A 13,125-nucleotide genomic window follows, 5' to 3' on the forward strand; every position below is an offset into this window, starting at 1 on the left:
CTTTTTTTATTCTTCAAACCCATTTTGATCCGCTACTTGTTTAAACCAATAACCAGATTTCTTGATTGTCCGTTTCCCATCTTCTGCTAAATTGACTGAAATAAAGCCATAACGATTTTTGTAGGCATTGGTCCATGACCAATTATCCATACACGTCCACATGTGGTAGCCTAAACAATTAGCTCCTTCTTGAATTGCTTGATGCACAAACTTCAAATGCTCCGAAACAAAGTCGATCCGATAATCATCATGAATCATTCCATCTGCTTGAATGAAACGACCTTCATCTTCTACTCCCATACCATTTTCAGAAATGAAACAAGGGATATTGCCGTAATTGTCGCGAACATTCATCAAAATGTCATAGATTCCCTTTTCATAAATTTCCCAGCCACGATAAGGATTCATTTTTCTTCCCGGCATTTCGTACACATCAAAATAATCTTCCGGCATAGGATTTTCAGCTTTTGGTGTTTCTTTTTCTTTGATTCTTCGTGGTTGATAATAATTGATTCCTAATAAGTCCACTGTATTTTCTCGGATAAGTTGCAAATCATTTTCTTGCATTTCCGGTAACATTCCTTTTTCTTTTAATAAATCCACCAAATCTTGAGGAAACTCTCCTTTGACTGCTGGGTCTAAAAAAGAACGATTGAAAAAAGCATCAGCAATTTTTGCTGCTTTTACGTCAGCTGGATTATTCTCATCTCGAGGATAGCTCGGTGTCAAATTCAAAATAATCCCAATTTGTCCTTCCTGCTTGCTTTCATGATAGGCTTTAATTGCCAAAGCAGAAGCCAACGCTTCATGATAGCCAACTTGAACAGCATGCGTCATATTTGCTTCTTCTGGATAATGCAATTGATACAGATAACCTGCTTCAACAGGAACGATCGGCTCGTTATGAGTGAACCATTTCTTTACTTGATCGCCAAATAACTCAAAACAAGTCTTGGCGTACACTTCATAAGCCGCTACCGTTTCCCGATTGAGCCATCCCCCGGCTGTCTGTAATGGCATCGGCATATCAAAATGATACAGATTGATGAAAGGTTCAATGTCATTTGCCAATAATTCCGCAAAATAATTGCGATAGAATTTCACTGCTTCTGAATTGACTTCACCGGTTCCATTGGGGAGCAATCGACTCCATTGAATTGACGTCCGAAAAGAATTATGCCCCGTTTGTTTCATCAGTTGAATGTCTTCTTTATATTTGGTATACACTTGCGAAGCTTTTCCCGGACCTACTTGATTAAAAAACTTCTCTGGTTCTTTTTCGTACCAATAATCAAAGATATTATCGCCTTTGCCGTCTCCTGCGACTCTACCTTCTGTTTGGGGACCGCTTGCGGCTGAGCCCCACCAAAAGTTTTCTGGAAATGTATACATACTCATTTGATTGCCTCATTTCTTTTATTCTTTAGCGATTGTTTTTCTAACAATCACTGAATGCGTTCATTATTAGGATAGCGATTGCAAAGAAAAAAGACAATCCTTTTTTTGGCTCTATAATTTATGGGACTGATGAATCAGAATTGATTCTTCAGTCCCATTTTCATTTTAGGTATTAAAAAACATATCGTTCTCTAGTATGATTAAATCACCACAAAATAAACAGACTGAGAGGACGATATGCTATATGAATGATTCTATCAAAAAAATGCTGAGAATAATAGATAAAGATTTGATGATTAAAGAGGTCTCTTACGAGACCTTTCAGAAGGAAAAGACGTTAATCGTCGATGCTGTTCTCTCGCCTGCTCCTCGTGCTTGTAGAAGTTGTGGTTCTACTGTGGTAGATGGAAACGGGAAAGCAATTATAGTGAAAAATGGAAAAAAGGAAACTATTGTCCGTTTTGAACAATACAATCATATGCCAATGGTTATGCGCCTAAAAAAGCAGCGCTATACCTGTAAGAACTGTCGAACCCATTGGACTGCTCAAAGTTATTTTGTCCGACCCAGACATTCAATCGCAGATCATGTTAGATATAAAATTGCTTCTTTACTGACTGAAAAAGTATCTTTATCTTTTATTGCGAAAAGCTGTCAGGTATCTTTGACCACCGTTATTCGTACATTGAAAAAGTTTAAAAGCTATTTACCAAAGCAATCTAAGAAGATTCTCCCCAGAGTATTGATGGTTGATGAATTTCGTTCGCACACTTCCATAGAAGATAAAATGAGTTTTATTTGTGCAGATGGCGAAACAGGAAAATTAATTGATGTCTTGCCTACGCGTAAATTGCCTCGATTAACAAGCTATTTCTTAGGCTGTACCAATCCAGAAGAAGTAGAATTCTTAGTTACAGACATGAACGCCGCCTACTTCCAGCTCACCAAACGTGTTCTACCAAATGCGAAAGTAGTGATTGATCGGTTTCATATTGTCAAACACATGAATCAGGCGTTCAATGAGTTGCGTATCCGTGAAATGAATGAACTTCGTAAAGCAGGACAGAAAAGCCAAGCAGAAAAACTGAAAAAGAACTGGCGCTTTTTGCTAAAAAATCGTGCAAACATTAACCATTATGAATACAAAACATGGAAAAGTTTCCGAGCGCCAAAATACCCGTTTCTTACTGAAGCGATGATGATCGATCGATTGCTTGGCTTTTCCACGCCCCTTAAGGAGGCATATCCCATTTTTCATGAATTAGTTGAAACCTTTCGAGACAAAGACCCTGACTTGTTTTTCTCCTTATTGGCAGAACTTCCCGAAACATTAGATGACGGCTTTCGGGAGAAGCTTCAAAACCTTCTGACCTATGAAGAAGGCATCACCAACGCGATGATCTATCCTTATTCCAATGGAAAAATAGAAGCGAAGAATACCCACATAAAGACAATGAAACGAGTATCCTACGGATTTAAATCATTTGAGAACATGAGAATTAGAATCTTTTTGATCAATCAATTAATCAATGTAAGATAACAAAAAAATCTGAGCCAGAATGAGGTTCATTCTGACCCAGATTTGATTTTGCACAACTCATCAGTCCTTATTGACAAAGAGCCCTTTTTTTCAGATTGTCTCCGGTTTCTTAGATTCTAAGCATTGCGATGAACACTGCGTAATTTTTCAATGTCGATTTTTTTCATTTTATACAGAGCCAGTGTTGTTTGATACGCTTTTTCAAAATGATGATCGTCCAATAAATCAGATAAATCTCGTGGAACGGTTTGCCAAGAAATGCCAAATTTATCCATCATCCAACCACAGGGATATTCCGTTCCTTCGTTAGTTACGCTTTCCCACAAACGATCGATTTCATCCTGATCTTCACAATAGATATAGAAGGAATTAGCCATTGAAAACCCGAATTTATGCTCTTCTGGGCTATCCATCGCAAGAAACGATTGATCGTAAAGATGGAAACCGATAAGCTGTGTAGTTTGATCATCATTCAATAAACGAAAATCCGTTCCTCCACCAAAAATCGTCAACCATTCAGTAACGGCCTCCTGAGCTTTTCCATAGCGTTCATTTGCGAACATGATACAAAAGGAGTAATGGATTGCGCTCCCTCGCCAATTTTTACCTGCCAAGAAAAACCATAACGATCTTCCACCCAACCAAAGAGTCCAATCTCTGGATACTCTTGAAATTCCATCAAAACAGTTCCATCAGCAGATAATCGTTGCCAAACATTTTCCAACTGAGTGTTATCTTCACAATTGATAACATAAGAAATCGCCGGTGTTGGGGTGAATTCTGGTCCGCCATTTAAAAGAATAAATTCACTTCCCGCTAAATTCAGTTCAATCGTTGCAATTTCACCAGGGCGCCCGTGAATATCTTCAACAAAACGCAAGGAACGCTTTTGCTCACTTTTATCAAAAATATCCAAATAAAAATCAGCAGTTTCTTGTGGTGCACCATCGATCCACAGACAACAAGCCATTTTATTCTTATTCATCATGGTCTCCTCCTGTTCTTAACCTGAACATACTATTTCAACTTCAAAAAGATAAAAATTTCCGCAGTATCAATACCTAGTTAAAGCGTAGCACAAATAAAGCGTTTTCTAAAAAATCCTGCTCAAAAAACAGAAACTAGACAGGAGTTCATTTTCCGCTTTTTTAAGATGAAAAATAAAAAACCCGCTAGAGCTCTAGAGCCCCAACGAGTTTATTTGCCGCATTATTTCACAGCGTCCTTAAGAGCTTTACCTGGTTTGAATGCAGGTACTTTGCTTGCAGGGATTTTGATTTCTTCACCAGTTTGTGGGTTACGTCCTTTGCGTTCTGCACGAGAGCGAACTTCAAAGTTACCAAAACCGATCAATTGAACTTTTTCACCTTTAGCTAAAGCATCTTGGATTGTTGAAAAGACTGCGTCAACAGCTGCAGTTGCGTCTTTTTTTGTTAATTCAGTAGCTGCTGCAACTTTTTCGATTAATTCTGCTTTGTTTGCCATGGGATGATTTCACCTCCTCCAAAAGGGTTATGATGCTTAACATCACATCACAAAAATTTGAGTGGTCCAAATCTTTGCGATAAATATTGATAACCATCAATATTCTGATATAACGTTATCATAAGAACGTTGTAATATCAAGGATTTTCGCGTTTTTAACCCGTCTTTTTTCCATCAAAAAAACAAATCTATTAAAAAAATAGTTATTCTTTGAAAAAAAAATTCAACTATGGTAAAATCTTTTATTTTCTGCGGCGAGGAATGATTTTAATCGGTGTTCCTTCAAAGACAAATGCCTTTCGAATTTGATTTTCCAAGAAGCGAGCATAAGAAAAATGCATCAGTTCTTCCTCATTGACGAAGATAACAAAAGCAGGTGGTTTTACTGCTACTTGTGTTGCATAGAAAATCTTTAATCGCTTGCCTTTATCCGTTGGTGTTGGATTGATCGCTACTGCGTCCATAATTACATCATTCAAGACTGCTGACGGAATCCGCATATTCTGATTGGCACTGACTTCTTCAATCAGCTCAGGTAATTTATTCAACCGTTGTTTTGTCTCTGCTGAAACAAATAGAATCGGGGCATAATCCAGATATTGGAATTCTTCACGGATTTCCTTTTCAAAATCACGCAGGGTATTGGTTTCTTTTTTCACCAAATCCCATTTATTAACGACAATAATGATTCCGCGTCCTGCTTCATGGGCATAGCCGGCGATTTTTTTATCCTGCTCCCGAATTCCTTCCTCCCCGTTTAAAATCATCAAGACGACATCAGAACGTTCGATTGCACGCATCGCACGCATCACGCTATATTTCTCTGTGCTTTCGTACACTTTTCCCCGTTTACGCATTCCTGCAGTATCGATCATGGTAAATTCCTGTCCGGTATCCGAAGTAAAATGAGTATCGACTGCATCTCGAGTAGTTCCTTCAATATCAGAAACAATCACTCGATCTTCCCCTAAAATTGCATTAATTAATGAGGATTTACCAACGTTGGGCCGTCCAATCAAGCTGAATTTAATAACCGAATCATCTTCCTCTTCGATTTCTGTGCTGAAATGTTTGACCGCTTCATCTAAAACATCCCCGATACCCAAACCATGACTACCAGAAATTGGGAATGGATCGCCTAGGCCTAAAGAATAAAATTCATAGATTTCCGCACGCATTTCCGGATTATCCACTTTGTTTACTGCCAAGATAACTGGTTTATTACTTTTATATAAAATTTTGGCAACTAATTCATCTGCATCAGTTACACCCTCACGTCCGCTGGCAATAAATAAGATAACGTCAGCTTCATCGATTGCGATTTCTGCTTGATGCTTGATTTGTTCCATAAAAGGCTCATCGCCTAAATCAATACCGCCAGTGTCGATAATACTAAATTCACGTCCCAGCCATTCTCCTGTCGCATAGATACGATCACGAGTAACACCCGGCGTATCTTCAACGATCGAAATTCGTTCACCGGCAATGCGATTAAAAATCGTCGACTTGCCGACATTTGGTCGACCGACGATTGCTATTGTTGGATTCGCCATGTTAATTCCCCCTAGTTCCTTTTTTGGTATGAAATTTTCCATCAGAAAATTTGTCCAAATTCATTACAATCTTATTTAGTTTACCTAATCCCCCGGTAACTTGCAAGGTAAAATTCTCGTGGAAAAACCTGCCGCTTGCTTCTCAAAAAAAGAGACACTAATCTCAACAGATTAATGTCTCCCAGCAAGTACGGGTTATTCTTCTGATTTGTCTTCGGAATCATCCGTATTTAATGCATTACCAAGAATGTCTCCCATTGTAAATCCACTTGTTTCTTCAGGAAGTTCATAGGATTCTTCTTTTTCTTCTTGTGGTTTTTCTTCCAATGCTTTGATGCTCAATGCTACCCGATGTTCATTCGGATTGACTTCCAGCACCTTAACTTGCACTTCATCGCCTTCTTTAAGCACTTCATGAGGTGTAGCAATGTGTTTGTGAGAAATTTGAGAAATGTGAACCAATCCCTCAACTCCTGGGAAGACTTCAACAAATGCGCCAAAGCTTGTCAAGCGTTTAACCGTGCCCTCTAAAATCGTACCTGGTGCTGCTTTTTCTTCGATATCTGTCCAAGGTCCAGGCAATGTGTCTTTGATTGATAAAGAAACACGTTCTTTTTCAGGATCAACGGACAATACTTTTACTTGAACGGAATCGCCGACTTTTAGGACATCGCTTGGGCGATCCACATGGCTGTGAGAAATTTCAGATACATGGACTAAACCGTCCACACCACCAAGATCGACAAACGCACCGAAGTCTGTTAAACGGGCAACCGTTCCTTCAACCGTTTCTCCTTCATGGATTGTAGCCAATACTTCTTGTTTTTGTGCTTCTTTTTCTGTTTCAACTACAGCTTTATGGGATAAAATCAAACGATTTTCTGAAGGTTCGATTTCAATGATTTTGAAAGCCAACGTTTTGCCTTTGTACTCTTCAAAATCAGCAACAAAATGGTCTTCTACCATTGATGCAGGAACAAATCCACGAACACCGACATCAACAACTAAGCCGCCTTTTACAACATTTGTTACAGGTGCTTCAATGACTTTTCCTTCTTTGAAGTCTTTTTCGATATCTTCCCAAACTTTCTTCGCGTCTAGGCGGCGTTTTGAAAGAAGGTAGCTACCGTTTTCTTTATCTTTACCGATCGTTGAAATCACGACTAAGTCTAAGACGTCGCCGACTTTTACGACTTCCTCAATGTCTTCAACAGGTAATGTTGACAACTCTTTTGCAGGCACGACACCTTCAACGCCGGCACCTTCGATACCAACGATTGCTTGCTTGTCTTCGATTGCCAGCACTTCACCTTTGACGATATCGCCAACTTTTACTTCTTGGAAACTTTCCAATGCATCTGCCATTGTTTCATTTCCATTTTCCACTTGACCGTTTTCAAATTCTGTCATAACAAATGTCCTCCTAACCAACAATTAAATTCAATTCTACGTTTACACTACAACTTTAAGTGTAAAATATTCTTGCGAAAAAATAAAGCGATTTCTCTTATTTCTTTGAAATTCTTCACTTTGGATGCGTGATTGGTCTCTCTTTGGATAACAACAGATCAATTAGGGCAAAATTTAGGCGCCTTGGTATCCTTTTTTGGCAACTACGATTCGAATTGCTTTGACCACTTCGGGAATGTCTTTGCCTGTCGTATCGATTAATACAGCATCTTCCGCTTGTTTTAACGGTGAAACTTCCCGGTGAGAATCCAGGTAATCTCGGTGTTCGATTTCTTTTTTCAACGTATCAAAGTCTGTTGTGATTCCTTTTCCTTGATTTTCTTTGTATCGTCGTTGGGCACGTTCTTCTGCACTGGCAACCAAAAAGATTTTGACCTCTGCATTTGGTAAAACAGCGGTGCCAATATCTCGACCATCCATCACCACACCACCAGCTTCAGCGATTTTTTGTTGCTGGCGAACCAGTTCTTCCCGCACTTTTCGGTGGGCGGATACTTCTGAGACGTTGTTGGTCACTTCCGGTTCCCGTATCACTTTTGACACATTCTCGCCGTCAACAAAAACAAGTTGTCCTCTCCCTGTCTGTTTGAAGGAAATCGTATGTTTTTTGATTAACTGGACCAATGCTTCCTCGTCTGAAAAAGCCACCTGATGTTGAATCGCCAAATAGGTAACACTACGGTACATTGCCCCCGTATCCGTATAAACAAAGCCATATTTCTTAGCTAAAATTTTAGCAACAGTACTTTTGCCGGAAGAAGCCGGTCCGTCGATTGCGATATTGATTTTTTCCATTATCTGACACCTAACACTTTCCATACAGAATAAAAACATTCATAAGAAAAGCCGAACGGAAACGTTCAGCTTTTACTCAACTTTATTTCACGCGCAATTCTTGTCCTGGATACAACATAAAGTTATTAGGATCAATGCCGTTTAATTGATACAACTCTTCAACTGAGATTCCCATCCGAGCCGCAACTTGGTTTGGTCCTTCTCCATCTTGAACGGTTGTGTACTGTTCACCAGTTTGATTGTTTGTTTGATTGTTTGTCTGATTGTCATTTTCAGCAGCGGCATTATTTTCAACTGCTTGACTGCTGCTGGAATCAGAGGAAGACTCACTGGTGCTAGTACTTGTTGAAGAAGATTCCGTTGAGCTTTCGCTCGTTGAAGACTCTTCAGTAGACGTTTCTTCAGTCGTTTCGCTCGTGCTTTCGCTAACTTGTGTCGTTTGTTCGGTACTTGCTGCTGTATTGTTGCTGCGATCACCTTTAATCACAAAAAAATACGCTGCTGTTGGAAGCGCAATACAAAGCGCCAATAAAACAACGAGAATAATCAAGAATTTTGAAGTCCCGCGTTTTTTCTTACGTTGCTGTGAACGGGAAGAACTTTGATCGTATTCTGTGTCATAGATCGGTTGTTCCCACGGTTCTTGCGTTTCATTTGGTTGAACGTCATCATGTTTGTCTTTTCTGCTCAATGTGTTACCCTCCTAAAATCTTTCGTGTGTAATTATACCATAGGAATTTGACGACTGTCTTGAAAAAAAGCAATCAATCTGTTTCTTTAAACATTTTTAGTAAAATCTCTTGCCAATCTGGTAGGTTCGTCTTTTTTTCAGGTAGTAGTTCTTTTTGCGGAAGCTGAGCGGCATGGAGATCACAGCAGTTCGCGACTTTTTTCGTCAATCGTTCTTCAAAATTTTCCAGCAGACAGCGACGGCGGCACGTCGTCTCATCAATATAAGCAAGCATTTTTTGCAATCGTTGTTTTTTAGCCTGTTCATTTTGATACAAAAGTTGTAAAACAGCAGATTTTCCAAAATGGTCGGCTTGCTTTTGCCATTTTCCTTGCAGAGGTGTCTGTTCAGTCACCTGATGATTAAACAACTGCTCCAATCCGATTCGCTCTTGCTGTGAGGCATGTTGAAAAAATTCATGGATCTTTTCATCGCCGTCTTGGTAAAGCAGCAGAGCATAGCTGGGGCGACCGTCTCTTCCCGCCCGCCCGATCTCTTGACTATAATTTTCCAAACTATCAGCCAAATCATAATGGATCACAAACCGGATGTCCGCTTTATTGATTCCCATGCCAAACGCATTGGTTGCAATCAAAAGTTGGAGTTTCCCTGTAGAAAATTGTTGCTGCAATAATTTTCGTTGACTGGCAGCCAGTCCCCCGTGGTAATACCCGACATTCCACTGATCCTTCAATTGCTCATACAACTGTTCCACGTTTTTCCTCGTGGCGCAATAAATAATACCTGATCCCGAAAAATGTGTAAGGATAGTTTTTAATGAAGCCAGTTTATCTGTCGTTTTTTCTACAAACAAGGCAATATTTGGGCGATCCACAGAATAAAGAATCTCCTGATGCTTCTCGGTAAGCAATGTCGTGGCAATATCTTCTCGAACCTGCTTGGGAGCCGTTGCTGTCAGTGCTAAGGTAACGGGATTTCCTAAATAGTCTTTTACCTGTTGCAGTTCCCGGTATTCCGGGCGAAAATCGATTCCCCATTGAGAAACACAATGGGCTTCATCAATAACCAACAAACCAATCGTACATTGCTGCAAAGCGCGAATAACTTCCGGCTGCAACAACATTTCCGGACTGGCAAATAAAAATTTGTAGCGATTCAGTCGTGACAGTACAAACTTTTTTTCATTTTTTGATAACAGACTATTCAGTGCAATCACCCGTTTTTCTTGGGTTTGGTGCAAGGAACTGACCTGATCTTCCATTAAAGAAATCAATGGGGAAACAATCACCACCAAGCCTTCTATCAGATAACCCGAAAGCTGATAACACAAACTTTTTCCCGTTCCAGTCGGGAGAACCGCCAAAGTATCTTGCCCCGATAAAATCGCAGTGATGGTCTCCTTTTGTCCTTGACGAAAGGTATCATACCCAAAATAGCTTTTCAACGAATCTTCAAGCATGACCTTCCTCCATTTTCCGCATAATTTGGTACAACCGAAATTCTTCAAAAGAAATTTCCAGTGCTGCTGTAATTTCTCGGTAATCCCATTGCTGATACTCCCCAGAAAGCTGTTGCAACTTTTCTCGTGCTTGACTCGAGATGAACCGTTCAAAGGGAAAATCTGGGGTTCGCAATGCCCATTCAATCAAATGATCGTTGATGGTTCCGCTTTTTATGTGACGCATTTTCATAATCTGCTCTCTTGAATAGCCCTTTAAAAATAATTGCCGGGTTTTTCCCATACTTTGATTTTCATTTTCAAAATAATAAGGTTGCAAAAAATGATAGAGTATAAAGTCGGGATGTCCCGCTAATTCGTGAAAAAAATGATGAACCTGGCTATCATGGAACAACTGTGCCCATGGCATTTCTTGAAAATTTTGGGGAACTAATTGATAGGAGGCTTGCCCGACAAAATGATACCCTGAAAAAGTCTGTGCCAAATAATTGGCTTCTTCTTTTGGCATCCTAGAAAAAATTTGCGTCAATTCCTTGTAGATTTGATTAGGCAACTGATTCTCTGACCTACGGACCAGTTGTCGCACCCGCTCTGTATATTCAGGAGATGTTTCCAAAGGCAAGTACCGATTCGTTTTTCCTAGATAGGAAGTCACTTGGAGAACGAACTGCACAAAACGCCACATTTTTTCCGTGTTTCGACCGTAGGAAAAATAATCGACCTGCGACAAAATCGTTGCTTGCATCGGCACGTTTTGTCTGCCTTTTTGCGTCAGCTGCAGTTGCCCGTCTAGCGTTTCTTCTAATAATTGCTCTTGCAGCAAATCGGCTAATGTTTTTTCATAGGCTTTCTGTGAATAATTCGGCAACACACCGTTCAGTGCAAGCAGATCATGAAAAAAGCCGAAAGATAAGATGGATGTGGTTCGTTTGCCGTTTAATAAATGAAAAAGAGAACTTGGCTTTAACTTGCCATGTTCCGCAAACAAAGCTAAAATAAAATTATTCAATGAATGCTTCCTCCAGAAAGTGAGTGACCCACAGTGGCTCGTCTATGTAAAATCGTTCCCGAACGATGTATTGCCTGCGGTTTATGTGCCGTTTACGCACCAGATATTTTTGACTACGATGAAGAAGGGATTGTTTTATTCAAACAAGAACCCGAAGCTCGGCAACAATTCGTTCAACCAGCTGAAGCCATGGCTGTGACCAAAGCTTATCAAAAATGTCCTGTTCGTGCAATCTTACTGGAAGAACTCCAGTAGATTTACAAAGAACTTCATTAAAATAGATAACAAAAAAAAGCTCAAAGACGAAAACTTCCGTCTTTGAGTCTTTTTTTATTTTCCGCACAATCGATAAATGGCTTCTGCATAAATCGTCATTACTTTGTACATGCTTGCCAATTCCCATTGTTCATTGGCTTGGTGCATGAAGTCTGGCGTATCTGCAAACATCGCGCCAAAAGCGACACAATTGTTCATCGTTCGAGCAAAGGTTGCGCCACCGGAAATCATCGGTTCGCTTGTGTCTCCAGTAATTTCTCGATATGTCCCAAGTAATGTTTGAATTAATTCACTTTCAATCGGCACATATAAGGAATCCAAAAAGTCAAATTCTTCATAAGTTAGTCCGTACTCTTTCACTTTTTCTGAAAGTTTTGCCACTAAATCTTCTTTTTCAAAGGTCACCGGAATTCGCATATCGATTCCAATTTTTGTGTGTTCAGGAGTGATTTCTAAACTTGCAATATTCATTGTCAGCTCACCAGATTGTTCATCCACCGTTTTCCCGACAACATTTTCTCCTGTCGCATTTTCCTTCACTAATTTACCTAAGAAATTCAACGGACCAAAATCTACAATGTTCGCTAATGCCATAGACAAACGCGAGATCGCATTGGTGCCTTGCGGTGCATCTTTTGCATGGATACTTTTTCCAAGAACCGCAAGTCCATCTGCGGTTTCTTCAAAATCGAAGCCAAATGCTTCTAATTGTTTTTTGACCTCTGCTAAATGTTTCCCGCTATAAGGAGCCGAATCTGGTACAACGTTCAGTGCTCCCGGTGCTTTCACAAAGACTTCATTTGTTCCCGGACCAGTCAGATAAGCTTGCAGTAAGCCTTTTTCTGCATAAATCAATGGGAATTCTGCATCAGGAGCAAAGCCTTGTGTGATGCCTTCTTCTTTTTCATTGTACTTTTCAATACAACGCCACAAGTTTTCTTCGTCCGAGCCAAAAATAAAACGAATTCGTTGATTAAAAGTTACACCGGCATCCATCAAAGCTTTTACCGCAAACAACGCAGCCATTGACGGTCCTTTATCATCTTGTGAACCCCGCCCGATGATTTTTCCATCTTTGATTTCTGGTTTGAAAGGATCTGTTTCCCAGCCTTTTTGGTCAGCAGCTGGTACGACATCCATGTGACATAAAATGCCAAAAAGTTCTTTACCTTCACCGACTTCCGCATAGGCATAATACCCATCTGGATCTCTAAATGTTTTAAAGCCAATTTGATCGCAGATTTCAACGACCTTGTCTAAAGCCGCCACTACTTTTTTGCCAAAAGGATGCCCTTTTCCAGTATCAGATTCATCTAAAACGGATGGCACTTGAATCAATTCTTCCAATGCATGGACTGCAGCTTTTTGATGTTCTTCTGTAACAAATTGTTTCATCTTCCTACCTCCTATAAAATTTAAAAAGGGATTTCGATCAGATAATCGAAATCC

General features: G+C 39.9%; 13 protein-coding genes. 2 read left to right on the forward strand and 11 right to left on the reverse strand.

Features of this window, described 5'->3' with window-relative positions; all coding sequences use genetic code 11:
- Nucleotides 1–6: 6 nt before the first annotated feature.
- Entirely contained in the window at nt 7–1,398 is a 1,392-nt protein-coding gene (locus tag BN1875_RS01575) for a glycoside hydrolase family 1 protein (protein WP_048603125.1), read from the reverse strand.
- Nucleotides 1,399–1,642: 244 nt separating this feature from the next.
- Here BN1875_RS01575 and BN1875_RS01580 point away from each other — a divergent pair, with 244 nt between their 5' ends.
- Nucleotides 1,643–2,938, forward strand: a complete 1,296-nt coding sequence (locus tag BN1875_RS01580; RefSeq protein ID WP_048603109.1) for an ISL3 family transposase — start codon at nt 1,643–1,645, stop codon at nt 2,936–2,938.
- Nucleotides 2,939–3,054: 116 nt separating this feature from the next.
- Here the strand turns inward: BN1875_RS01580 and BN1875_RS13770 are convergent, their stop codons facing one another.
- The 9 genes from BN1875_RS13770 to BN1875_RS01620 all read right to left on the reverse strand — a co-directional run bounded on the left by BN1875_RS13770 (nt 3,055) and on the right by BN1875_RS01620 (nt 11,400).
- A complete protein-coding gene (locus tag BN1875_RS13770) occupies nt 3,055–3,450 on the reverse strand; it encodes a VOC family protein (protein ID WP_231586058.1) in 396 nt (131 codons plus the stop codon).
- Nucleotides 3,447–3,923, reverse strand: a complete 477-nt coding sequence (locus tag BN1875_RS13775; protein ID WP_231586059.1) for a VOC family protein — start codon at nt 3,921–3,923, stop codon at nt 3,447–3,449. Before BN1875_RS13775 ends, BN1875_RS13770 begins: the two co-directional genes overlap by 4 nt.
- A gap of 224 nt (nt 3,924–4,147) precedes the next feature.
- A complete protein-coding gene (locus tag BN1875_RS01590) occupies nt 4,148–4,423 on the reverse strand; it encodes an HU family DNA-binding protein (protein WP_048603126.1) in 276 nt (91 codons plus the stop codon).
- A gap of 242 nt (nt 4,424–4,665) precedes the next feature.
- Nucleotides 4,666–5,976, reverse strand: coding sequence for a ribosome biogenesis GTPase Der (gene der / locus BN1875_RS01595; RefSeq protein ID WP_048603127.1), 1,311 nt, complete (start codon nt 5,974–5,976; stop codon nt 4,666–4,668).
- Nucleotides 5,977–6,171: 195 nt separating this feature from the next.
- A complete protein-coding gene (gene rpsA, locus BN1875_RS01600; RefSeq protein ID WP_048603128.1) occupies nt 6,172–7,386 on the reverse strand; it encodes a 30S ribosomal protein S1 in 1,215 nt (404 codons plus the stop codon).
- A 174-nt stretch (nt 7,387–7,560) separates the two neighbouring features.
- Complete coding sequence (cmk, locus tag BN1875_RS01605) at nt 7,561–8,241, reverse strand: (d)CMP kinase (RefSeq protein WP_048603129.1); 681 nt, start codon at nt 8,239–8,241, stop codon at nt 7,561–7,563.
- Nucleotides 8,242–8,323: 82 nt separating this feature from the next.
- The gene (locus BN1875_RS01610; protein ID WP_048603130.1) at nt 8,324–8,932 is read right to left on the reverse strand and encodes a LysM peptidoglycan-binding domain-containing protein; all 609 of its coding nucleotides are present in this window, start codon (nt 8,930–8,932) and stop codon (nt 8,324–8,326) included.
- Between the two features lie 73 nt (nt 8,933–9,005).
- Nucleotides 9,006–10,391 (reverse strand): RecQ family ATP-dependent DNA helicase, encoded by a 1,386-nt coding sequence (locus tag BN1875_RS01615; protein WP_048603131.1) that lies wholly within the window; start codon nt 10,389–10,391, stop codon nt 9,006–9,008.
- Nucleotides 10,384–11,400, reverse strand: a complete 1,017-nt coding sequence (locus BN1875_RS01620; protein WP_048603132.1) for a helix-turn-helix domain-containing protein — start codon at nt 11,398–11,400, stop codon at nt 10,384–10,386. Before BN1875_RS01620 ends, BN1875_RS01615 begins: the two co-directional genes overlap by 8 nt.
- A 33-nt stretch (nt 11,401–11,433) precedes the next feature.
- On the opposite strand from BN1875_RS01620, the gene BN1875_RS01625 reads away from it, so the two are divergent.
- Nucleotides 11,434–11,655: a ferredoxin gene (locus tag BN1875_RS01625; RefSeq protein WP_048603133.1), complete on the forward strand. Its 222-nt coding sequence runs from the start codon at nt 11,434–11,436 to the stop codon at nt 11,653–11,655.
- Nucleotides 11,656–11,730: 75 nt separating this feature from the next.
- On the opposite strand, the gene BN1875_RS01630 is transcribed toward BN1875_RS01625, so the two are convergent.
- Complete coding sequence (locus BN1875_RS01630; RefSeq protein WP_048603134.1) at nt 11,731–13,071, reverse strand: M20 family metallopeptidase; 1,341 nt, start codon at nt 13,069–13,071, stop codon at nt 11,731–11,733.
- Between the last annotated feature and the right edge of the window lie 54 nt (nt 13,072–13,125).

This window comes from Enterococcus massiliensis (genome assembly GCF_001050095.1).
Classification (GTDB): Bacteria; Bacillota; Bacilli; order Lactobacillales; family Enterococcaceae; genus Enterococcus_C; species Enterococcus_C songbeiensis.

What these genes read in the sequence shown, in the direction of transcription:
- BN1875_RS01575 (WP_048603125.1), bottom strand. Translation starts at nt 1,398, where the DNA reads ATGAGTATGTATACATTTCCAGAAAACTTTTGGTGGGGCTCAGCCGCA.
- BN1875_RS01580 (WP_048603109.1), top strand. Translation starts at nt 1,643, where the DNA reads ATGAATGATTCTATCAAAAAAATGCTGAGAATAATAGATAAAGATTTG.
- BN1875_RS13775 (WP_231586059.1), bottom strand. Translation starts at nt 3,923, where the DNA reads ATGAATAAGAATAAAATGGCTTGTTGTCTGTGGATCGATGGTGCACCA.
- BN1875_RS01590 (WP_048603126.1), bottom strand. Translation starts at nt 4,423, where the DNA reads ATGGCAAACAAAGCAGAATTAATCGAAAAAGTTGCAGCAGCTACTGAA.
- der (WP_048603127.1), bottom strand. Translation starts at nt 5,976, where the DNA reads ATGGCGAATCCAACAATAGCAATCGTCGGTCGACCAAATGTCGGCAAG.
- rpsA (WP_048603128.1), bottom strand. Translation starts at nt 7,386, where the DNA reads ATGACAGAATTTGAAAACGGTCAAGTGGAAAATGGAAATGAAACAATG.
- cmk (WP_048603129.1), bottom strand. Translation starts at nt 8,241, where the DNA reads ATGGAAAAAATCAATATCGCAATCGACGGACCGGCTTCTTCCGGCAAA.
- BN1875_RS01615 (WP_048603131.1), bottom strand. Translation starts at nt 10,391, where the DNA reads ATGCTTGAAGATTCGTTGAAAAGCTATTTTGGGTATGATACCTTTCGT.
- BN1875_RS01630 (WP_048603134.1), bottom strand. Translation starts at nt 13,071, where the DNA reads ATGAAACAATTTGTTACAGAAGAACATCAAAAAGCTGCAGTCCATGCA.